At 73.2% G+C, this 19,322-nt stretch carries 21 protein-coding genes; 15 read left to right on the top strand and 6 right to left on the bottom strand.

The genetic code is table 11. The features are described from left to right. Window positions 1-7 precede the first annotated feature (7 nt). A complete protein-coding gene (locus tag J5Y09_RS21100) occupies window positions 8-607 on the bottom strand; it encodes an anthranilate synthase component II (protein WP_198377189.1) in 600 nt (199 codons plus the stop codon). Between the two features lie 126 nt (window positions 608-733). On the opposite strand from J5Y09_RS21100, the gene J5Y09_RS21095 reads away from it, so the two are divergent. After that, window positions 734-1,687, top strand: coding sequence for a Bug family tripartite tricarboxylate transporter substrate binding protein (locus J5Y09_RS21095; protein ID WP_209353836.1), 954 nt, complete (start codon window positions 734-736; stop codon window positions 1,685-1,687). After that, a complete protein-coding gene (locus J5Y09_RS21090; protein ID WP_209353835.1) occupies window positions 1,684-2,889 on the top strand; it encodes a mandelate racemase/muconate lactonizing enzyme family protein in 1,206 nt (401 codons plus the stop codon). The genes J5Y09_RS21095 and J5Y09_RS21090 overlap by 4 nt, the downstream gene beginning before the upstream one ends. Before the next feature lie 182 nt (window positions 2,890-3,071). Here J5Y09_RS21090 and J5Y09_RS21085 read toward each other — a convergent pair whose 3' ends face one another. The 3 genes from J5Y09_RS21085 to J5Y09_RS21075 all read right to left on the bottom strand — a co-directional run bounded on the left by J5Y09_RS21085 (window position 3,072) and on the right by J5Y09_RS21075 (window position 7,628). Further along, on the bottom strand, window positions 3,072-4,157 hold the full coding sequence (locus tag J5Y09_RS21085; protein ID WP_209353834.1) for a tetratricopeptide repeat protein: 1,086 nt from the start codon (window positions 4,155-4,157) through the stop codon (window positions 3,072-3,074). Between the two features lie 79 nt (window positions 4,158-4,236). Continuing rightward, window positions 4,237-5,736 (bottom strand): anthranilate synthase component I, encoded by a 1,500-nt coding sequence (gene trpE / locus J5Y09_RS21080; RefSeq protein WP_209353833.1) that lies wholly within the window; start codon window positions 5,734-5,736, stop codon window positions 4,237-4,239. Further along, window positions 5,733-7,628 (bottom strand): peptidylprolyl isomerase, encoded by a 1,896-nt coding sequence (locus J5Y09_RS21075; protein ID WP_209353832.1) that lies wholly within the window; start codon window positions 7,626-7,628, stop codon window positions 5,733-5,735. Before J5Y09_RS21075 ends, trpE begins: the two co-directional genes overlap by 4 nt. 111 nt (window positions 7,629-7,739) lie before the next feature. Between J5Y09_RS21075 and J5Y09_RS21070 the strand changes: the two genes are divergently transcribed. From J5Y09_RS21070 to J5Y09_RS21030, 9 genes are all read left to right on the top strand, one after another. Further along, window positions 7,740-8,132 carry an Ig-like domain-containing protein gene (locus J5Y09_RS21070; RefSeq protein ID WP_209353831.1) on the top strand — a complete coding sequence of 131 codons (393 nt, stop codon included), beginning with the start codon at window positions 7,740-7,742 and terminating at the stop codon, window positions 8,130-8,132. A 79-nt stretch (window positions 8,133-8,211) separates the two neighbouring features. Continuing rightward, entirely contained in the window at window positions 8,212-8,952 is a 741-nt protein-coding gene (gene tpiA / locus J5Y09_RS21065; protein ID WP_209353853.1) for a triose-phosphate isomerase, read from the top strand. A gap of 35 nt (window positions 8,953-8,987) precedes the next feature. Continuing rightward, on the top strand, window positions 8,988-9,302 hold the full coding sequence (gene secG / locus J5Y09_RS21060; RefSeq protein WP_209353830.1) for a preprotein translocase subunit SecG: 315 nt from the start codon (window positions 8,988-8,990) through the stop codon (window positions 9,300-9,302). A 90-nt stretch (window positions 9,303-9,392) separates the two neighbouring features. Then, window positions 9,393-11,027, top strand: a complete 1,635-nt coding sequence (pyrG, locus tag J5Y09_RS21055) for a CTP synthase (RefSeq protein WP_209353829.1) — start codon at window positions 9,393-9,395, stop codon at window positions 11,025-11,027. Window positions 11,028-11,171: 144 nt separating this feature from the next. Then, window positions 11,172-11,993, top strand: coding sequence for a 3-deoxy-8-phosphooctulonate synthase (kdsA, locus tag J5Y09_RS21050; RefSeq protein WP_209353828.1), 822 nt, complete (start codon window positions 11,172-11,174; stop codon window positions 11,991-11,993). Window positions 11,994-12,039: 46 nt separating this feature from the next. Continuing rightward, on the top strand, window positions 12,040-12,273 hold the full coding sequence (locus J5Y09_RS21045) for a hypothetical protein (RefSeq protein WP_209353827.1): 234 nt from the start codon (window positions 12,040-12,042) through the stop codon (window positions 12,271-12,273). A 15-nt stretch (window positions 12,274-12,288) separates the two neighbouring features. Next, complete coding sequence (locus J5Y09_RS21040; RefSeq protein WP_209353826.1) at window positions 12,289-12,540, top strand: hypothetical protein; 252 nt, start codon at window positions 12,289-12,291, stop codon at window positions 12,538-12,540. 60 nt (window positions 12,541-12,600) lie between these two features. Next, window positions 12,601-12,915 (top strand): hypothetical protein, encoded by a 315-nt coding sequence (locus J5Y09_RS21035; protein WP_209353825.1) that lies wholly within the window; start codon window positions 12,601-12,603, stop codon window positions 12,913-12,915. 58 nt (window positions 12,916-12,973) lie between these two features. After that, complete coding sequence (locus J5Y09_RS21030) at window positions 12,974-13,276, top strand: hypothetical protein (protein WP_209353824.1); 303 nt, start codon at window positions 12,974-12,976, stop codon at window positions 13,274-13,276. A 7-nt stretch (window positions 13,277-13,283) separates the two neighbouring features. On the opposite strand, the gene J5Y09_RS21025 is transcribed toward J5Y09_RS21030, so the two are convergent. Together J5Y09_RS21025 and J5Y09_RS21020 are read right to left on the bottom strand one after the other, a co-directional pair. Further along, the gene (locus J5Y09_RS21025) at window positions 13,284-13,568 is read right to left on the bottom strand and encodes a hypothetical protein (protein WP_209353823.1); all 285 of its coding nucleotides are present in this window, start codon (window positions 13,566-13,568) and stop codon (window positions 13,284-13,286) included. 32 nt (window positions 13,569-13,600) lie between these two features. Further along, window positions 13,601-14,677 (bottom strand): LLM class flavin-dependent oxidoreductase, encoded by a 1,077-nt coding sequence (locus J5Y09_RS21020; RefSeq protein WP_209353822.1) that lies wholly within the window; start codon window positions 14,675-14,677, stop codon window positions 13,601-13,603. A 121-nt stretch (window positions 14,678-14,798) separates the two neighbouring features. On the opposite strand from J5Y09_RS21020, the gene J5Y09_RS21015 reads away from it, so the two are divergent. From J5Y09_RS21015 to J5Y09_RS21000, 4 genes are all read left to right on the top strand, one after another. Further along, window positions 14,799-15,671, top strand: a complete 873-nt coding sequence (locus J5Y09_RS21015) for a thioesterase family protein (RefSeq protein ID WP_209353821.1) — start codon at window positions 14,799-14,801, stop codon at window positions 15,669-15,671. An 88-nt stretch (window positions 15,672-15,759) separates the two neighbouring features. Then, window positions 15,760-16,731, top strand: coding sequence for a Bug family tripartite tricarboxylate transporter substrate binding protein (locus J5Y09_RS21010; protein ID WP_209353820.1), 972 nt, complete (start codon window positions 15,760-15,762; stop codon window positions 16,729-16,731). A gap of 161 nt (window positions 16,732-16,892) precedes the next feature. Beyond that, complete coding sequence (locus tag J5Y09_RS21005) at window positions 16,893-17,723, top strand: NADPH-dependent oxidoreductase (RefSeq protein WP_245217304.1); 831 nt, start codon at window positions 16,893-16,895, stop codon at window positions 17,721-17,723. 63 nt (window positions 17,724-17,786) lie between these two features. After that, window positions 17,787-19,319, top strand: coding sequence for a glycosyltransferase family 39 protein (locus J5Y09_RS21000; protein WP_209353819.1), 1,533 nt, complete (start codon window positions 17,787-17,789; stop codon window positions 19,317-19,319). Window positions 19,320-19,322 lie beyond the last annotated feature (3 nt).

The raw sequence follows: 19,322 nt of genomic DNA, 5'->3' as shown, positions 1-19,322 counted from the left end.
GTGGGGCTCAGGCGGCGGCGGGCGTCGGCAGGCGCGCGCCGGCCAGCGTCAGGAAGTTGCGCAGCAGGTCGTGGCCATGGGCGGAGGCGATGCTCTCCGGATGGAACTGCACGCCCGAGATCGGCAGGTCGCGGTGCTTCAGCCCCATCGCCAGCCCGTCCTCGGTCCAGGCCGTGACCTCGAGGCAGTCGGGCATGCTGGCGCGCTCGACGATCAGCGAATGGTAGCGCGTGGCCGCGAAGGGGGAGGGGATGCCGGCGAAGACGTCCCGCCCGTCGTGATGCACCTGCCAGACCTTCCCATGCACCGGTTCCGGCGCGCGGATCACCTTGCCGCCGAAGGCCTGCCCGATGGCCTGGTGGCCGAGGCAGACGCCGAGCACGGGCAGCCGCGCCTCGGCCGCCAGCGCGATCAGGGGCAGGCAGATGCCGGCCTCGTTCGGCGTGCAGGGGCCGGGGGAGAGCACGACGGCCTCGGGCTTCATCGCGAGCACGCCCTGCGGATCGATCGCGTCGTTCCGCCGGACCTCCACCTTCGCCCCCAGGTCGCCCAGGAAGTGGAACAGGTTGAAGGTGAAGCTGTCGTAGTTGTCGATCAGCAGGATCATGGGGCCGATCCTTGGACCGGCCGGGCGGGGGAATCAAGGGCGGGGAATCGCGGGGGTGGCGGGCGGGTTCCGCCGGCGCGGGAAGGCGCCTAGCCTGCCCGCAACGAAGGCGGAGGAAGCCCCGGAATGCTGCGACGCGTGATCCTGGCCCTGGCGCTGCTCGCGCCGGGCGCCGTGGCGGCGGCCGACCTGCCCGACAGGCCGGTCCGCATCATCGTTCCCTTCACCCCCGGCGGCACGAGCGACATCGTCGCCCGCCTGCTGGCCGAGGCCGCCACACCCCACCTGCCGCGCGGCGCGGTGGTGGAGAACCGCGGCGGCGCGGGCGGCAATATCGGCCTGGCCGAGGCCGCGCGCGGCGCGGCGGACGGCACGACGCTGGTGCAATGCGCCTTCGGCCCCTGCGGCGCCAACCCCGCGCTCTACGCCAATCCCGGCTACGACCTGCTGCGGGACTTCGCGCCGGTGATCCTCACCGGGGCGGTGCGGAACGTGATGACCGTGCGGCGCGACCTGCCGGCGGCGAACGTCCAGGAGTTCATCGCCCTGGCGCGGCGCGAAAGGCTGACTTTCGCGTCCTCCGGCGTCGGCGCGTCGAACCATCTCGGCCCCGAATTGCTGCGCAGCCTGACGGGCATCGAGATGACGCATGTGCCCTATCGCGGGTCTGGGCCGGCCATCACGGACATCGTCGCGGGGCGCGTCGACGTGTTCTTCGACAACCTGCCCTCGATCCTGCCGCATATCCGCGGCGGGTCGGTGCGCGCCATGGCGGCGGTGAGCGAGGCGCGCATCCCCGAGCTGCCGGACCTGCCGACCTTCGGGGAACAGGGCGTGCAGGGCATGGCGATCGACAGCTGGTTCGGCTTCATGGCGCCCTCCCGCACCCCGCCCGCGGCGATCGCCGCGCTCAACGCCGCCTTCGCCCGCGCGCTGGAGAACCCGGCCGTGCGTTCGCGCATGGCCGAACTCGGCGCCGCACCGCTCGGCGGCAGCCCGGAGCAGATGGGCGTCCATGTCCGCGCCGAGGTCGCCCGCTGGGAGGAAGTGGTGCGCCGCCAGGGGATCCGCGCCGAATGAGCCGCATCACGAACATCCGCACCATCCGCATCGGCGAACGCCCCAACCTGATCTGGGTGGAGGTGACGACCGACGAGGGCATCACCGGCCTCGGCGAGGCGTTCCGCGGCGCCGCGGCGGTGGAGGCCGTGATCCACGAGAGCGTCGCGCCCGCGCTGCTGGGCCGCGATTCCCGCGACATCGAGGGCATCTCCCGCCTGCTGCTGACCCCTTATGTCGGCTTCGGCGGATCGAGCGCGGAAGTGCGCGCGGCGTCCGCCACCGACATCGCGCTGTGGGACATCAAGGGCCAGCGCCACGGCATCCCGGTGCATGAGGCCCTGGGCGGCCGCGCGCGCGACCGCGTGCGCAGCTACAACACCTGCGCCGGCTACGACTACAACGCGAAATCCGCGCAGCGCCGCGACATCGGCGCGGCGGACGAGATGCGCGGGCCCTATGACGACCAGGTCGCCTTCATGCGCGACGCCGGCGCCCTGGCCGAAAGCCTTCTGTCGGAAGGCTTCACCGCCATGAAGATCTGGCCCTTCGACATCTACGCGCCGGCGACGCAGGGCGTGTCCATCACGCTGTCGGACCTGAAGAAGGGGCTCGAGCCCTTCGCCAAGGTGCGCCGCGCGGTGGGCGACCGGATGGAGATCATGGCCGAGCTCCATTCGCTGTGGTCGATGCCCGCCGCCTTCCAGATCTGCCGCGCGCTCGAGGAATTCGAGATCACCTGGGCGGAAGACCCGATCGCGAAGATGGACGACGTCGCCTCGCTGGCGGAACTGCGGCGCGCGGTGCGCACCCCGATCTGCGCGAGCGAGACGCTGGGCGGCAAGGTCGCCTTCCGCGACCTGCTGGTGGCGGGGGCGACGGACATCGTCATGCTCGACCTCGCCTGGTGCGGGGGCCTGACCGAGGCGCGCAAGATCGCCGCGCTGGCCGAGGCCTGGGCGCGCCCCGTGGCGCCGCATGACTGCACGGGGCCGGTCACGCTCATCGCTTCCGTCCATCTCGCGATGCACGCGCCGACGGCGATGTTCCAGGAGGTGGTGCGCGCGACGCTCGCCACCTGGTACCGCGACCTGGTCACCGTGCTGCCGCGCGTGGAGCAGGGCTGGGTGCTGCCGATGGAAGGCCCAGGCCTGGGCGCGCGGCTGCTGCCGGAGGTCGCGGCGCGGGAGGATGCGGTGGTGCGCGACAGCCGCGCACCTTAGGCGAACCCTGAAACACGGGCGGATCGCGGCCACGCCGCGATCCGGGAGCGCGAAGCGCGACCGCGCCCAGACCCTCAGCCCTGCCCGGAGCGCCCGTTCTTGGCGCGAAGGCAAGGCGGCCGGACGGCCGCCGCCCGCCGGCTGAGGGCGTCAAAAACCCCGCGGCCCGCCGTTCGAGGACATCACACAGCCACCGGCAGGTTCCCCGTGCGCACCAGGAACGCCGCGCGCGCCGCCGCGCCCTGCCAGTCCGCCCCGCCGCCGGGGCAGCGCACCAGCCGCAGCGAGGGGTACCAGAGCGGCGTCTCCTCCGCATGCAGCCAGCGCCAGTCGCCCTGCCGCCCATGCATCAGCATCAGCACCGGCCGTCCCAGCGCCCCGGCGAGATGCACCACGGCCGTGTCCACCGCGACGACGAGGTCCAGCGCCTCGACCGCCGCCGCGGTGTCGAGGAACCAGTCGGCGCCCGTGTCCATTTCCGGCCCCAGCCGGTCGAGCGGGAAGGGCGCCTCCTGCTCCTCCCCCGGCCCCTTCTGCAGCGAGAACAGCCGCACGCCCGGGATCGCGGCGAGCGGCGCGAAGGCGGCGAGCGGCGCCGAGCGGTTGCGGTCCACGGGCGCTGCCGGATTGCCCTGCCAGACGATGCCGATGCGAAGCCCGCCTTCGCCGATGCGCGCGCGCATACGGGCGCGCCTGTCGCGATCCGTGGCGAGGTAGGGCACGCGTCCGCGATACTGCTGCGGCGAGAGCCCGAGCGCGCGCGGCAGGTCCATCAGCGGCAGCCAGGCGCGCACGCCGGGAATGCTGCCGGCCGCGGTGCTGCTGCGCAGGTCGATGCCCTCGGCCAGCGGCGCGAGCAGCGCGTGCAGCCGCGGGTCGAGCACCGCATGCACGCGCATCCCGCGCGCGACGAGCAGGGGCAAATAGCGCGCGAACTGGATGGTGTCGCCCAGGCCCTGTTCGCCCATCACCAGCACGGAAGCCGGCCGGCCCTGGCCGCGCCAGGCGGGGATCGGCTCGGGGCCGGATGGCCCGGGGCGCGTCACGCGGGGGAAGGCGGCGGGCAGCAGGTCGAAGCGGACCTCGTAGGCGTCCCAGGCGTCCGACCAGAGGCCGGCCTGGAACAGGCAGCGGGCCAGCGCGGCACGGACGGTCGTGTCGCCGGGGACGAGGGCGGACAGGCTGCGCAGGGCGGCGATGGCTTCGAGGACGCGGCCGGCGGCGCGGGCTTCGTCGGCCAGCGCGAGAAGGGGCGCGACGTCCGTCATGGGCGGCTGCGGGGAGGGCGCCGCCCTCCCCGGGCCCCTCCCGCCGAGGGCCGAAAGGCCCTCGGAACCCGGCACATCTTCACCGCCGCCCGGAGGCGAAGCGGACGGCTTCCTCCGCGGCGCGGAACAGGGCGCGGGCCTTCTGGACCGTCTCCTCGTACTCCGCCTTCGGGTCGGAATCGGCCACCACGCCGGCGCCGGCCTGCACGTACATCACGCCATCCTTCACCAGGGCGGTGCGCAGCGCGATGCAGGTGTCCATGCCGCCATCGGCGCCGAAATAGCCGATCCCGCCGGCATAGAGGCCGCGGCGGGACGGCTCCAGCTCCTCGACGATCTCCATGGCGCGGATCTTGGGCGCGCCGGTCAGCGTGCCGGCGGGGAAGCCGGCGCAATAGGCGTCGAGCGCATCGAGCCCCGCCCGCAGCCGGCCCTGCACCTCGGAGCCGATATGCATCACCTGCGAATAGCGCTCGACCTGGAACTGCGCCGTCACCTTCACGCTGCCCACTTCGGCCACGCGCCCCACGTCGTTGCGGCCGAGGTCGAGCAGCATCAGGTGCTCCGCGCGCTCCTTCGGATCGGCGAGCAGCTCGACCTCCAGCGCGCGATCCTCCTCCGGCGTAGCACCTCGCCGCCGCGTGCCGGCGAGCGGACGGACGGTGACGGTGTTGTCGCGGCAGCGCACCAGGATCTCCGGGCTCGCGGCCACGACGGAAAAGCCGCCGAAATCGCCGAACACCAGGAAGGGCGCGGGGTTGATCCGCCGCAGCGCGCGATAGAGCGAGAAGGGCGGCAGCGCGAAGGGGGCGGAGAAGCGCTGCGCGGGCACGACCTGGAAGGCGTCGCCGGCGCGTATGTATTCCTTCGCGCGCTCGACCGCCGCGATGTAGCCGGCTTCCGAGAAGTTGCTCTCGGGCGGCGGCATGGCGGGCAGGGAGGCGGGCGGCGCCGGGCGCGGCACGGGCCGGTCGAGCGCGGCCTCGGCCTCGTCGAGCCGCGCCACCGCGGCCTCATAGGCCGTGGCGGGATCGGCGCCGGGCCAGACCGGCGCGCAGAGCGTCAGCGTGTCCCGCACATGGTCGAACACGGCCATCAGCGTCGGCCGCGTCATCACCGCCTCGGGGATGCCGAGCACGTCCGGGTTCGTCGCGGGCAGCCGCTCGATCAGCCGCACCATGTCGTAGCCGAGATAGCCGAACAGCCCCGCGGCCATCGGCGGCAGGCCCGGCGGCACCACCATGCGCGCCTCGGCGATGGTCCGGCGCAGGCTCTCGAGCGCGTCGCCATCCTCCGCCACGAAGGCATGCGGGGCGGACAGCGCGTGGCGGTTGATCTCGGCGCGCCCGTTGCGGCAGCGCCAGACCAGGTCGGGCGCCATGCCGATCGCCGAATAGCGCCCGCGCGCCGCACCGCCCTCGATCGATTCGAGCAGGAAGGCGTTCGCCTGCGCCCCGCCCGTCAGCTTCAGGAAGGCACCGACCGGCGTGTCGAGGTCGGCCACGCGCTCCCGCACCAGGATGCTGCCGCGCCCGGCTTCCAGCGCCTGGCGGAAGGCCGCGAAGGACATCTCGTTCATGGGCCGCTCACCTGCTGCAGCAGCTGGGAGTTGATGCGGACATTGGCGCGCGCGCGCAGCGCCACCGCGAACTGCTCCTCGAGCTCCTCCTGCATGGATTGCTCGATCTCGCTGCGGATGCGCCCGACGCCGAGCGGGTCCGACGCCGGGTCGAAGCGCAGCACCTCGACCAGGCGCGCGACCGCGAAGCCGTCGCGTGTCTCGACCATGGTCGGCGCCTCGGCGCGCGCCTCGAACAGCGGGGCGACGATCTCGGGCGGCACGGCGGGCCCGGCGGCGGTCGGGTTGCGGCCGATCGGCCCGACCCGCTGCACCGGGAAGCCCGCGGCCTCGGCGGCCTCGGCCATGGTCTTGCCGTCGCGCAGCGCGGCCATCATCGCGGCGGCCCGTTCCTCCGCCGCGCGACGTCGCGCATCGGCGAGGAAGGCGGCGCGGACCGCCTCCTCCACGCTCTCGAAGGGGCGCAGCGCGGGTGGCGTGACGCTGCGGATCTCGATGCCGACGAAGGCGTCGCCCATCTCGGTCATGCGCGGCGCGTCGCCCTGGCGCGCGGCGAAGACGGCGCGCAGCAACTCGTTGCGCTGCGCCGGGGCCACCGGCAGCTCGACCACCTGGTTGTCCGGCGTGCGGCCGGAGGCATCGAAGGTCGCGGCGGCGAGCGTCAGGCCGAAGCGCTGCGCGACGTCGGCGAGCGTCGCGCCGCCCGCCAGCGCGTCCTCCACCCGGTTCGCCCGTTCATGCGCCATGTCGAGCGCGCGGTCGCGCGCCACCTCCCGCCGCAACTCGTCGCGCACATCGGCGAGCGTGCGCGTCACCGCGGGCTCGATCCGGTCGACGCGGATGACGTGCCAGCCGAAGGGGCTGCGCAGCGGGTCGGTCACGCCTTCCGCCGCGGCGCCGAAGGCGGCGGCGGCGATGGCGGGGATCGGCAGGGTGGCGCGGTCGAGCAGGCCGAGATCGGCCGCGCTGCCGCCGGCCGCGGTCGCCTGCGCCTCGATCGCGGCGAAGTCCGCGCCGCCGCGCCAGGCCTCGGCGAGCGCGCGCGCCGCCGCTTCCTCGGGCAGCACCGCCTGGCGGAGCGACCGGCGCTCCGGCGTCTCGTACTGCGCCCGGCGCTGCTCGAAGGCCTGTTCGAGCTGGGCGTCGTTGACCTCGATCTCGGCCGCGATGGATTCGGGCGAGAGGATCGCGACCGCCGCCTCCCGGTATTCGGGGGCGGAGAAGCGGGCCGGGTTGTTCTCCTGGTGGCGGCGCAGCTGCGCCTCGGTCGGCGCCTCGGGCTCGGCCATCGCCGCGCGGGGGACCAGCACCATGTCGGCCACGCGCCGTTCCATCGCCCAGGCGAGCAGCGGGGCGGAGAGCGCATCGGGCCCCGCCGCGCCCGCGCGCACCGCCCCGGCCAGCTGCTGGCGCAGCAGGTCGCCGGCGACGATCTCGAGGAACTGCGCCTCGTTCAGCTCGTTCTGGCGCAGGAAGCTGTCGAGCAGCGGGCGGGAGAGCGCGCCGTCCGCCCCGCGCAGCCCCGGGATGGCGAAGACCGAGTCGCGCACCGCCCCGACCGGCGCGGCGATGCCCCGGCGTGACGCCTCGGTGCGCAGGGCGCGGTCGGAGACCAGCTGCTCGACCGCGCTGGCCGCGACCGCCCGGCGGATGTTCTCGTCGCCCGAGAAGCGGTCGCCGAGCTGGCGGGCGAGCCGCGACATCTCCCGCCGCGCGGCCGCCTGGGCCTCCGGCAGTTCGACCGTGAGGTCGCCGACGCGCGCGACGGCGGTCTCGCGGCCGATGTTGCGCACCACGTCCTCGATCCCCCAGACGGCGAAGGAGAGGACGAGCAGGGCGAAGAGGATCTTGGCGACCCAGGTGCCGGCGAGGCGGCGGAGCGCGGTGAGCATGGCGCGTTCCTACCCGCGCGCATCAGGCGGCGGAAGGGGCAGGCCGATTTCCCCTCGCCTGGACGTCAACTTTCCGGAATGATGCGACTGGCCCCGGGGAGAGCAGGCGCGATGCTGGCTTGGCGGCGGGTGGCGTTGGCGATGTCGATGGGCGCGGCGACCGGGGCACAGGCACCGGCGAGCCTGTGCCAGGTTCCGGCCTTCCGCAGCGACGGCCAGGGCGGGATCGTCGAGGGATCCATGCGGGTGTCGAACGGCGGCGGGCCCTGTGGGATCCGGCTCTGGGCCGATGTCGAGGCACGCCGGCCCTACGCGACCATCGCCGTTACCCGCGCCCCGGCCCATGGCAGCGTGACCGTCACGCCCGATGGCGTCGCCTACCGGCCGGACCGCGGCTATGCCGGGCCGGACATCTTCGAGATGACGGCGACCGGCACCGGGAGGCAGGGCGCCGTCGCGACCGGGATGTTCCGGATCGGCGTCACCGTCGTCGCGCAGCCCTGACCCCCGGGCTGGACATGGGCGGCATTTCCGTTACCTCGCGGCGGACAGGATTCGTCGAGGAGAGGCCATGACACCCGGGGTGCGCCCGCTGATCGCCGGCAACTGGAAGATGCATGGCCTGGCCGCGGACGGCCTCGCGCTGGCCCACGCCGTGGCCGCGGGCGGAGGCGGGATCGCCGCCGAGTTGCTGGTCTGCCCGCCATCGACGCTGGTCGCGGCGGTCGCGGCGGCCATGGCGGGCGGGCCCGTGGCGGTGGGCGGGCAGGATTGCCACGCCGCGCCCAAGGGCGCCCATACCGGGGACATCGCCGCCGCCATGCTGGCCGATGCCGGGGCGCGCTTCGTCATCCTGGGCCATTCCGAGCGCCGGGCGGCCTACCGCGAGACCGACCCGACCGTCCGCGCCAAGGCTGAGGCCGCGATCGCGGCCGGGCTCACCCCCATCGTCTGCGTCGGCGAGCCCGAGGACGACCGGCTGCTCGGCAGGGCGGAGGAGGTGGTGGCGGAGCAGATCGCCGGCAGCCTGCCGACGGGCTTCGGCGCGGCCGGCGGCGTCGTGGCCTATGAGCCGGTCTGGGCCATCGGCACCGGCCGGACGCCGACCGAGGGCGACATCGCCGCCATGCACGCCATGATCCGCGCGCGCCTGGTCGCCGCCTTCCCCGGGAAGGGGGAGGGGCTGCGGATCCTGTATGGCGGGTCCGTCAAGCCCTCCAACGCGGCCGCCATCCTGGCCCTGCCGCATGTGGACGGGGCGCTGGTGGGGGGCGCGAGCCTGGTCGCCGAGGATTTCCTGGCCATCGCCCGCGCCGCGGGGTAGCGGCCGGGGGCTGGCTTCGCTAGATACCGGGCGCCATGACCACCGTCCTCCTCGTCATCCACCTGTTCGTCACCGTCGCGCTGATCGGCTTCGTGCTGCTCCAGCGAAGCGAGGGGGGCGGGCTCGGCATCGGCTCCTCCCAGGGGATGGGCTCCTTCATGGGTGGGCGGGGCACGGCGAACCTGCTGACGCGGGGGACGGCGATCCTCGGCACCCTGTTCTTCGTCATCGCCCTGTCGCTCGCGCTGCTGAACCGCGGCGCGTCGCAGCAGAACCGCTCGATTCTCGATTCGCCCGCGCCGGCGAGCGCGCCGGCCGCCCCGGCGCTGCCCTCGGTGCCGACCAACTAACCCAGGCTTCGCAACAACTTCCCGGCGCATCGCCGCCCCGCCATCGGCGTGGGTGGCGCATCCGCGCGCGCCGGTCTAAGGAGGGCGCCCATGGCGCGGTTCGTCTTCATCACCGGCGGCGTGGTCTCCTCCCTCGGCAAGGGCATCGCTTCCGCCTCGCTCGGCGCGTTGCTCCAGGCACGCGGCTACAAGGTCCGGCTGCGCAAGCTGGACCCGTACCTCAACGTCGATCCGGGGACGATGAGCCCCTACCAGCACGGGGAGGTCTACGTCACCGACGACGGGGCGGAGACCGACCTCGACCTCGGCCACTACGAACGCTTCACCGGCGTCGCGGCGCGCAAGGCCGACAACTGGACGACGGGGCGGCTTTACCTGGATGTGATCGCCGCCGAACGGCGCGGCGACTACCTGGGCGGCACGGTCCAGGTCATTCCGCACATCACCGACAAGATCAAGGAAGTCATCCAGGCGGAGACCGACGCCTACGACTTCGTCCTGGTCGAGATCGGCGGCACGGTCGGCGACATCGAATCGCTGCCCTTCCTCGAAGCCATCCGCCAGCTGGCCAACGAGTTGGGCCCGCAGCGCAGCCTGTTCATGCACCTGACGCTGGTGCCCTACATCCCCTCGGCCGGGGAGCTGAAGACCAAGCCGACGCAGCATTCCGTGAAGGAACTGCTCGGCCTGGGGATCCAGCCGCAGATCCTCCTGTGCCGCTGCGACCGCACGATCCCGGAGAATGAGCGGCGCAAGATCGCCCTGTTCTGCAACGTGCGGCCGGAAAGCGTCATCCCCGCGCTCGATGCGAGCACCATCTACGAGGTGCCGCTCGCCTATCACCGCGAAGGGCTCGACCAGGAAGTGCTGCGCCATTTCGGCCTCTCGGCCTATGGCGAGCCCGACATGCGGCGCTGGGAGCGCATCGTCGGCGCGGTCAAGCAGCCCGAGGGCGAGGTGACGATCGCCGTCGTCGGCAAGTACACCAACCTGCTCGATGCCTATAAGTCGCTGTCCGAGGCGCTGACCCATGGCGGCATCGCGCACAATGTCCGCGTCAACCTCGACTGGGTCGACAGCCAGATCTTCGAGGATGACGAGGAAGCGGTCGCGCGGCTCGAGAAGGTGAACGGCATCCTCGTGCCCGGCGGCTTCGGCGAGCGCGGCACGGAGGGCAAGATCGAGGCGGTGCGCTTCGCGCGCGAGCGCAAGGTCCCCTTCTTCGGCATCTGCTTCGGCATGCAGATGGCGGTGATCGAGGCGGCGCGGAACCTGCTCGGCATCAAGGGCGCCTCCTCGACCGAGTTCGGGCCTTGCGGCGAGCCGATCGTCGGCCTGCTCACCGAATGGCAACGCGGCAACGCGATCGAGAAGCGCGACGCCTCGGGCGACCTCGGCGGCACGATGCGGCTCGGCACCTATCCGGCGCTGCTGACCGAAGGCTCGCTGGTGCGCGAGGTGTATGGCGGCGCGGCGCGGATCGAGGAGCGCCACCGCCACCGCTACGAGGTGAACATCGCCTATCGCGAGCGGCTGGAAGCGGCGGGCCTGCGCTTCGCAGGACTGTCCCCCGACGGCGTCCTGCCCGAGATCGTCGAGTATCCCGACCATCCGTGGTTCATCGGCGTGCAGTACCACCCGGAACTGAAGTCCAAGCCCTTCGAGCCGCATCCGCTGTTCGCCGGGTTCATCGGGGCGGCGGTGAAGCAGGCCAGGCTGGTCTGAACCACCGGGGAGGGCGCCCCCCCTTCCCCCTACCCCGCCCGCCCGCCGAAGCCAGGCGCCAAGTATTGGTTCCCAAAGGCCTTTCGGCCTTTGGTGGGGTGGTCCGGAGGGGCGACGCCCCTCCGGTCACGCCTAGGAGGTCCCATGCACCACGTCACCGTCGGCCCCGTCACCTTCGGCAACGACCTGCCGCTGGTGTTCCTCTCCGGCCCCTGCCAGATCGAAAGCCGCGCCCATGCGCTGGAAACGGCTGCCGCGCTGGCCGAGATGGCGCGCGCCGCCGGCGTGCCGATGATCTACAAATCCTCCTTCGACAAGGCGAACCGCACGAGCGTGAAGGCCGCCCGCGGCATCGGCATGAAGGAAGGCCTCGCCATCCTCGCCGAGGTGCGCGAGGCCACGGGCCTTCCCGTGCTGACCGACGTGCACGCGCCCGAGCAATGCGCCCCGGCCGCCGAGGCGGTGGACGTGCTGCAGATCCCCGCCTTCCTGTGCCGCCAGACCGACCTGCTGCTCGCGGCCGGGGAGACCGGCAAGGCGATCAACGTGAAGAAGGGCCAGTTCCTCGCGCCGTGGGACATGACGAATGTCGCGGCCAAGATCGCCTCCACCGGCAACCGCAACATCCTGCTCTGCGAGCGTGGCGCTTCCTTCGGCTACAACACGCTGGTCGCCGACATGCGATCGCTGCCGATCATGGCGCAGACCGGATATCCGGTGGTGATGGACGCGACGCATGCCGTGCAGCAGCCCGGCGGGCAGGGGACGAGCAGCGGCGGGCAGCGCGAATTCGCCCCGGTCCTCGCGCGCGCCGCGGTCGCGGTGGGCGTCGCGGCGGTTTTCATCGAGACGCACCAGGACCCCGACCACGCGCCGTCGGACGGGCCGAACATGATCCCGCTGCGCGAGATGCCGGCGCTGATCGCGCGGCTGAAGGCCTTCGACGCGCTTGCCAAGGCCGGCTGAGCCGACGCGGGTTGCGGCACGCCGCGGCGCGGGCGAGGCTCCGCGCATGACCCGCCGTGCCAGGACCAGCCGCGCCACGAAGTTCGGCATCGCTGCCCTTCTCGCGGCCGGCGGCATCGCCTTGCTCGCCCTGGGTGACGGGGTGCTGGCCGGCGGGATGCTTCTCGGGTTCGGCGCGCTCGGCGCCCATGCGGCGGTTCGGAGCGGGCAGGGCGAGGAGGGCGATGGCGCGGACGCCGGCGATGGCAGTGGCGATGGCGGCGGCGGCGGCGGCGAATAGGGGCCGCGCCGCGCCATGTCGCTGATGCGCCGCCCGCCCGGTCTGCCGCCGGAAAAGCGCCACCCGATCGTCGCGCTGATGATCATGGCCGTGCTTGGCGTGGTGCTCTGGCACAGCCTGCCGGCGGGATGGACCACGCTGCGCCTGTCGGGCTGGCATTGGGAGACGGTGCTCGTCGTCCTCGGCGCCCATGCGCTGCTGCTCGCGGCCTTCGGCTGGATTGCCTGGCTCTTCTGGGCCGGGCGGCGCCCGGGGGATGGCGGGTAAGCCATTCCTTCACCGCATCGCGCGACACTTCCGCCCGACGCCGAGAGTGCCGAGGGATCCATGCGCATCGCGTATCGCGAGGACGGGACAGCCGTGCCGGTCTATGAGCCGGGCGACCATGTCCGCCTCGTGCAGGACGAGCCCGGCCCGATCGTGATGGCGCAGGCCGGCGAATGGGGCGTGGTGCTGCGCAACCGCGGCGTCGAGGGCCTGGACATCCGGCTTGCCGGCCATTCCCGCCCGCGCACTACCGACATCCCCGTCGCGATGGGGATTCCGGCCCGGATCGTCATTCCCTGCGACGAGTTGGGCCTGCGCATCGACCTCCAGCGCGACCTCCGGCGGGACGGCGGATCGAAACGTCGCCGCGCGTAGAGGAATTCTTCACGGCCGAGAGACAAAATAAGACTGTCTCATTCCAGCGGGGGACGACATGCGTGTCACCTACCAGGCGGACGGTTCGCCCGTCCCGATCTACGAAACGGGCGACATGGTGCGGCTCGTGCGCGACGAGCCGGGGCCGATCGTGACCGCGCGCGCCGGGGAATGGGGGGAAGTGCTGCGCGTGCGCGGGCGGGATGGGCTCGACATCCGCTTCGCCGGATTCTCCCGCCCATCCACCGCGCTGATGCCGATCGCGACCGCGATCCCGACCAGCTACGTCGCCCCCTGCGACCGCCGCGGCGTGCCGCTGCGCCTGCAGCGCGACCTGAAGCTGAAGCAGGAAATCGCCTAACGGATCTTCAGATCATCTGCCCGCGCAGGAAGCCCAGCGCGGGCAAGGGGGTCCATTTGCGCGGCAATTCGGACCGGCGGATCGGCGTCACGGAATAATGCGGCACGGGCTGCTTCGCCCGCACCAGCCAATCCGCATAGGCCTTCACCTGCTGGTCCCGCCAAGCCCTGTCGTGCAGCGCCTGGTCGCGGGAGCGGAACACCTCCGCGACACGGCTCTTCCGCCCGACCGTGGCCACCACGGCCCACAGCGTGTCGTCATCCCCGGTGCGGACAGGAACCAGGTTCCCCACGAGGGGAGCGTGGCAAATCCGCCCGCCCGGGGTCAAGCGGCGGCGGGGGCCGCGATCCCGATCCGCTCCAGGGGCCCGAATTCCCGTTCCAGGATGGGCCTGACCTGGCGCTGCCAGGCCGCGATCGAGCGCATCCCCACCGCCGGGTCCATGTCCCCCAGCTGGACCTGGAGAAGGTAGTGGCAGGGGGCTGCGGCGCGGATCTCGGCGGCCATGCGCGCCGCGACGGTCGCGGCATCGCCGACCATCATGTGGGCGCCCATCTCCTCGAGGCTCGGCTCCCCCTCCCAGGTCTTCTCGACCAGCATCCCGCCATCCATCGCCTGTTCGCGCCGCCGCAGGCTCTGCGACAGGCGGATCTGCCAGCGGGCGTTCTCGAGGAAGCGCGCGGCCTCCCCCGCATCCTCGGTGACGCAGAAGGGGCGCATCGCGCCGAAGCGCAGCGTCTCGGGGTTCTTGCCGACGCCGCGGCGTATCTCCTCGAAGCGCCGGCGGGCGGCGGCCAGCATGGCGGGGGTGAAGTGGCGCGGCGTCACCATCACCACGCAGTCGCGCTCGGCGGCGTAGCGGTGCAGGTCGGGATTGTCGCCCGCCACCCAGACCTCCGGCATCGCGCCCGCGGGACGCGGCGCAATGTGCGTGACGGGCATGGCGTAGTGCGCGCCGTCATGGGCGAAGGTCTCGGCGCCGAAGGCCTTCTCCATCATGCCCATCACCTCGAGCAGGCGGGGCGTCGATTCCGACAGGTCCTGGCCGAAGCGCTCGAATTCATAGGGCTGGTAGCCGCTGCCGATGCCGAGAACGAGCCGCCCATGCGTCAGCGCGTCCACCATGCCGACCTCCGCGATCAGCCGCGCCGGATGGTACAGCGGCACGATGACGACGCCGGAGGCGAGGCGGATGCGGCTCGTCTCCCCCGCCAGCCGCGCGACCATCATGAGCGGCGAGGGGCAGACGCAGTAGTTGGAGAAATGATGCTCGGCGAACCAGGCGATGCCGAAGCCGGCCTGCTCGGCGGCCTTCACCTGCGCGATGGCGGTGTCGTAGATCGCCGCGGTCGGCGTGCCGCGGTCGCGATAGCCCATCAGGCTGAACAGGCCGACATCCATGCTGCGCTTCCTTCCCCTGGTTGCGCCGATGCTCCCGCCGGCGCCCCTTTCGCGCAAGCCCGGCTTGCCGGGGCGGCGCGGGCGCGCTGATCTGCGGCGGCAGACCAGGGTGGAGAAGCGCGTGATCGTCATCGGCCGCGGCAGCGTGCAGCAGGAGGAATGCGACGTGATGGGGCACATGAATGTGCGCCACTACGTCGCGCGGGTGGCCGATGCGCTGTCCTGGCTGCTGCTGGAGGCCGGGCTGCCGGTCCCGGCGCAGCGCCTGGCGGTGCGCGACCAGCACATCCGCTTCCTGCGGGAGATGGCGCCCGGCACGCCCTTCACCATCCTGGGCGGCATCATCGGGGCGGAAGCCGGGCGGCTGCGCTGCTTCGCCGAGATCCGCAACAGCGCGACCGACCAGCCCGCCGCGACCTTCGTCACCGACCTCGGCGCCTTCGACGATGGGCCCCTGCCGGCCCTGCCGCGGGCCGCGGCGCTCAAGGTCGCCCGGCCCGACCATGCGGCGCCGCGCGGCCTAGGCTTCGATCCGCCCCGCGCCCTGCCGGATCGGGCGGCGTCGCGCGCCATGGGCCTGGCCGAGGCCTATCGCGGCGCCGTCCGCCCGCATGAGTGCGACGCGGACGGCATCATGCGCCCGGACGGCGTCATCGCCCGCGTCTGGGACGGCGTGCCGAACCTGCGCAACCGCGGCACGGGGCTCGGGGTGAAGGAGGAAGGGGTCGGCGGCGCGGCGCTGGAATACCGCCTCGTGCATCTCGCGCCGCTGCGCGCCGGCCAGTTGGTGACGGTGACGAGCGGCCTGCGCGCGCTCGGCGAGAAGACCACCACCTGGACGCACATCCTGCACGATGGCGAGACGGGCGCGCCGGTCGCGGCGGCGGAAGCCGTGGGCGTCGCCTTCGACCTCAAGGCGCGCAAGGCGATCCCGATCCCGCCGGCGCAGCGCGCGGCGCTGGAGGTGCTGCTGGTGCCGGGCCTGGGCCTGTAGCCGGGCGGCGGCCCGCGCCGCGCATCCCCCTGGCGCGGCGGGCCTTCCAGGCCCTATGTCGGCGGCAAGCACAGGGAGGATACAACCCATGACCTTCGCCATCGGCCGCCGCGCCGCGCTCGGCCTGCTCGCCACCGCCGGCGCCGCGCGCGCCCAGACCGTGCAACGCCCCGCGCGCATCGTCATCGGCTTCCCGCCCGGCGGGTCCTCCGACGTGGTCGCGCGGCTGTATGCCGAGCGCCTGCGCGGCGCCTACGCGCCGTCCATCGTGGTGGACGGGCGGGTCGGCGCGGCCGGGCGGATCGCGGTCGAATTCGTCAAGGGCGCGGATGCGGACGGGCTGACCTGGCTGCAGACGCCGGCCTCCATGCTGACGCTCCAGCCGCATGTCTTCCCGCGGGAGGTGCGCTACGACGCGCTGACGGACCTGATCCCGGTCTCGACCGTCTGCACCTTTCCCTTCGCCTTCGCCGTGCCGAAGGACCATCCGGCGCAGAGCCTGCCGGCCTGGATCGACTGGGCGAAGGCGCAGCGCGGCGATATCGCCTGGGCGTCGCCCGCTGCGGGATCGGCGCCGCACTTCATGGGCATCGTGCTCGGCCGGAAGATCGGCGTGTCGATGAACCACGTGCCTTATCGCGGCGCCGCGCCGGCGGTGCAGGACGTGATCGCGGGGCGGCTCGCCTGCTTCATCGGCGTGCTGGGGGATGTCTCGACGCATCACGGGCAGGGGCTGCGGCTGCTCGCCGTCTCCTCCGCCGCGCGCAATCCGCGCTTCCCGGATGTGCCGACCTTCGCCGAGCTCGGCCACCCGGACCTCAACAAGGACGAATGGTTCGGCGCGCTGCTGCCCGCCGGCACGCCCGCGTCGCTGGTCGATGGCCTGCATCGCGCGATCCGTGCCGCGGCCGCGACGCCGGAGATGGTCGCAGCGCTCGAACGGCTGGAATACGCGCCCACCACCTCGGACACCCCCGCCGCCTTCGCCGCCCGCATCCGGGCGGAGCGGGAGGACTGGGCCCGCATCGTGCGCGACAGCGGCTTCCGGCCGGAGAACTGACGCCGGCGGCCGGATGCCCCGGCCGCGCCGGGACACCCGGCGCGTGGCCGAGGCACGGCGCCCATGCCGCCGGGGCGGCCCGCTGCCGGCGCGGCGATCGCCGAGCCTGGACGCCGCGCGCGCCCGCGCTACCTTCGGCCCATCACAGGGGATACCCATACATGGACGGAACGCAGATGCCCGGCCCCGCCGCGGCGCTCACGGCACGCTACGGCGCCGGGGCTGAGCCCAAGGCCGGCCCGTGGAACGACACCATCGCGCTGCTGCTCTCGCACCGCTCGGTGCGCGGCTACCGGCCCGACCCGCTGCCCGCGCATACGCTCGAGACGCTGATCGCCGCGGCGCAATCCGCCGCGACCTCGTCGAACCTGCAGACCTGGTCGGTGGTCGCGGTGGATGATCCGGCGGTGCGCAAGGAACTGGCCGAGGTCGCGGGCAACCAGAAGCATATCGAGCAATGCCCGCTGTTCCTCGTCTTCCTCGCCGACACCTCGCGCAACGCGCGGCTGGCCGAGGCCGAGGGGACCGAGCTCGCCGGCCAGCCCTTCCTCGAATCCTTCCTCGTCGCCGCGATCGACGCCGCACTCGCCGCGCAGAACGCGGTGGTGGCGGCGGAAAGCCTGGGCCTCGCGAATGTCTACATCGGCGCGCTGCGCAACGACGTGACGCGCGTCGCCCGCCTGCTCGGCCTGCCGCCGGGCGTGGCGCCGGTCTTCGGCCTGTGCGTCGGCTATGCCGCCGAGGGCCGGGAAGGGGAGGTGAAGCCCCGCCTGCCCCAGGCCGCCGTGCTGCACCGCGAGCGCTACGACGCCGAGGATGCTGGCCACCGCGCCGCCTACGACCCGCGCATGGCGGCCTTTTCCGCCCGCAACGAGATGGCGGCCGATACCTGGACCAAGCGCGTGATCGCGCGGCTGGGCACCATGCGGGCGCTGAACGGGCGGGACCGGCTGAAGGACGCGCTGATCGCACTGGGCTTCCCGCTGCGCTGACCGCGACCGGGGTGTGATCCGCCGCGGCTGCGGCGGGTCCCCACTTCCGGTAAGAACGTTCCGATGTCGCATCAGTATGGAACGATATCGGAACGTCGTGCCGGCCTGGCGCTTTCCGGGCTGGTCGTCTTCGCCTTCCTGTTGCGCCTGCCGGGCCTTGCCGGCGACGCCCCCTGGATCGACGAGGCGGCCAGCATCGGCCTCGGTTCCCTCCCCTGGGGCGTGGTGTTCGGGGACATGGCGCGGATCGAGGCGAGCCCGCCCGGCTATTACGCCATCGCCGGCCTGGTCGGCCGGGTCGCGGGGCCGGCGCCGGAACCGCTGCGGCTGCTCTCGGCCCTTGCCGCCGCGCTCGCCGTCCTGCCCGTCTTCCTGTTCTGCCGGGCGGCCTTCGGGTCGCGCGCGGCCTGGGTCGCGGCCTGCCTCGTCGCGCTGCACGGCAGCCTGATCCGCCACGGGCAGGATGGGCGGACCTACGCGCTGCTGTTCCTGCTGTTCTGCTGTGCGCTGTTCGCCGCGCAGCGGCTGGTGGGCGCGGCGCGGGACGGGCGGCGTGGCGCGGGCGCGGTCCTGGCCCTCGGCCTGCTGCAGGGGGCGATGCTCTGGCTGCACCACACGGCGGCGATCGCCAATCTCGCCCTCAACCTCTTCGTGCTCGTGGCGCTGGCCGCGGGTGGCGCGCGGGTCGCCGCCGGCCTCGCGCGGCTGGCGGCGGCGGATGCGATCGGGCTCGCGCTGGGCGCGGCGCCGATCCTCTGGGCGCTGGGGCATGCGACGGACGGCGCCTTCGTCACGCGCTGGATCGCCCCGCCGGGCCTGATGGACACGGCGCTGATCTATGCGCGCGACGTGGTCGCGCCCTTCCACTCCCCGCTGTCGGCGCTGACGCTGACGCTGACCGCCGCGGGGCTCACGCTCGCTGTCCTGGCGCGCGCGCCGGTGGGGCGGGCGGAACGGCTGGCGCTGGTCGCGATGCTCGCCTTCGCCGGGCTGGCCTTCCCGCTGGTCAGCCAGCACTGGCCGGTGCTGGTCGACCGGACCGTGCTGTTCCTGGTGGCGCCGGTCGCGGCTGGCGCGGCCGCCGGCCTCGCGCTGCTGCCGCGCCGGGCCTTCCTCGCGGCGGCGGCGCTGCTGCTCGCGCTGCACGGCTTCGGCGCGCTGCGCTTCCACCTGCTGCCGCTGACGCGCGAGGACTGGAACGGGGTCGCCGCGCTGCTCGCCGAACGCATGGCCCCGGGTGACCGGATCGTCGTGACCGACAGCGTCTTCGCCCTGGTCTCGCTGCGCGCCGCGGCGGGCGGTGCGCCGCTGGAGGCGCTGCTCGTGCCTGCCGCCTCGCCGCTCGAGCGGCGCTCGGCGGAACTGCTCGCGCCGGAGGCGATGGTGGCGGCGCAAGCGCTGTGCCCGCTGCTGCGCGGCGCCGGCGCGGCCTGGATCATTACCCGGTCGGTGCCGCCGCGCGTGGCGGAGGACATGACATTCACCACCTGGCCGGCGGTGCGGTCCGCACTCACCCAGGCCGGCGGCGAAAGGCTCGAGGCGCTGGCGCTGGGCGGCATCGCCATCGAACGCTGGCGCCCGCCCACCGCCTGCTGAGCG

Origin of the sequence: Roseomonas nitratireducens, assembly GCF_017813355.1 — a bacterium.
Taxonomy (GTDB): Bacteria; Pseudomonadota; Alphaproteobacteria; order Acetobacterales; family Acetobacteraceae; genus Neoroseomonas; species Neoroseomonas nitratireducens.
This window is presented reverse-complemented; position numbering and strand designations above follow the sequence as displayed.

What these genes read in the sequence shown, in the direction of transcription:
- J5Y09_RS21100 (WP_198377189.1), bottom strand. Translation starts at nt 607, where the DNA reads ATGATCCTGCTGATCGACAACTACGACAGCTTCACCTTCAACCTGTTC.
- J5Y09_RS21095 (WP_209353836.1), top strand. Translation starts at nt 734, where the DNA reads ATGCTGCGACGCGTGATCCTGGCCCTGGCGCTGCTCGCGCCGGGCGCC.
- J5Y09_RS21090 (WP_209353835.1), top strand. Translation starts at nt 1,684, where the DNA reads ATGAGCCGCATCACGAACATCCGCACCATCCGCATCGGCGAACGCCCC.
- J5Y09_RS21085 (WP_209353834.1), bottom strand. Translation starts at nt 4,157, where the DNA reads ATGACGGACGTCGCGCCCCTTCTCGCGCTGGCCGACGAAGCCCGCGCC.
- trpE (WP_209353833.1), bottom strand. Translation starts at nt 5,736, where the DNA reads ATGAACGAGATGTCCTTCGCGGCCTTCCGCCAGGCGCTGGAAGCCGGG.
- J5Y09_RS21075 (WP_209353832.1), bottom strand. Translation starts at nt 7,628, where the DNA reads ATGCTCACCGCGCTCCGCCGCCTCGCCGGCACCTGGGTCGCCAAGATC.
- J5Y09_RS21070 (WP_209353831.1), top strand. Translation starts at nt 7,740, where the DNA reads ATGCTGGCTTGGCGGCGGGTGGCGTTGGCGATGTCGATGGGCGCGGCG.
- secG (WP_209353830.1), top strand. Translation starts at nt 8,988, where the DNA reads ATGACCACCGTCCTCCTCGTCATCCACCTGTTCGTCACCGTCGCGCTG.
- pyrG (WP_209353829.1), top strand. Translation starts at nt 9,393, where the DNA reads ATGGCGCGGTTCGTCTTCATCACCGGCGGCGTGGTCTCCTCCCTCGGC.
- kdsA (WP_209353828.1), top strand. Translation starts at nt 11,172, where the DNA reads ATGCACCACGTCACCGTCGGCCCCGTCACCTTCGGCAACGACCTGCCG.
- J5Y09_RS21045 (WP_209353827.1), top strand. Translation starts at nt 12,040, where the DNA reads ATGACCCGCCGTGCCAGGACCAGCCGCGCCACGAAGTTCGGCATCGCT.
- J5Y09_RS21040 (WP_209353826.1), top strand. Translation starts at nt 12,289, where the DNA reads ATGTCGCTGATGCGCCGCCCGCCCGGTCTGCCGCCGGAAAAGCGCCAC.
- J5Y09_RS21035 (WP_209353825.1), top strand. Translation starts at nt 12,601, where the DNA reads ATGCGCATCGCGTATCGCGAGGACGGGACAGCCGTGCCGGTCTATGAG.
- J5Y09_RS21030 (WP_209353824.1), top strand. Translation starts at nt 12,974, where the DNA reads ATGCGTGTCACCTACCAGGCGGACGGTTCGCCCGTCCCGATCTACGAA.
- J5Y09_RS21020 (WP_209353822.1), bottom strand. Translation starts at nt 14,677, where the DNA reads ATGGATGTCGGCCTGTTCAGCCTGATGGGCTATCGCGACCGCGGCACG.
- J5Y09_RS21010 (WP_209353820.1), top strand. Translation starts at nt 15,760, where the DNA reads ATGACCTTCGCCATCGGCCGCCGCGCCGCGCTCGGCCTGCTCGCCACC.
- J5Y09_RS21005 (WP_245217304.1), top strand. Translation starts at nt 16,893, where the DNA reads ATGGACGGAACGCAGATGCCCGGCCCCGCCGCGGCGCTCACGGCACGC.
- J5Y09_RS21000 (WP_209353819.1), top strand. Translation starts at nt 17,787, where the DNA reads ATGTCGCATCAGTATGGAACGATATCGGAACGTCGTGCCGGCCTGGCG.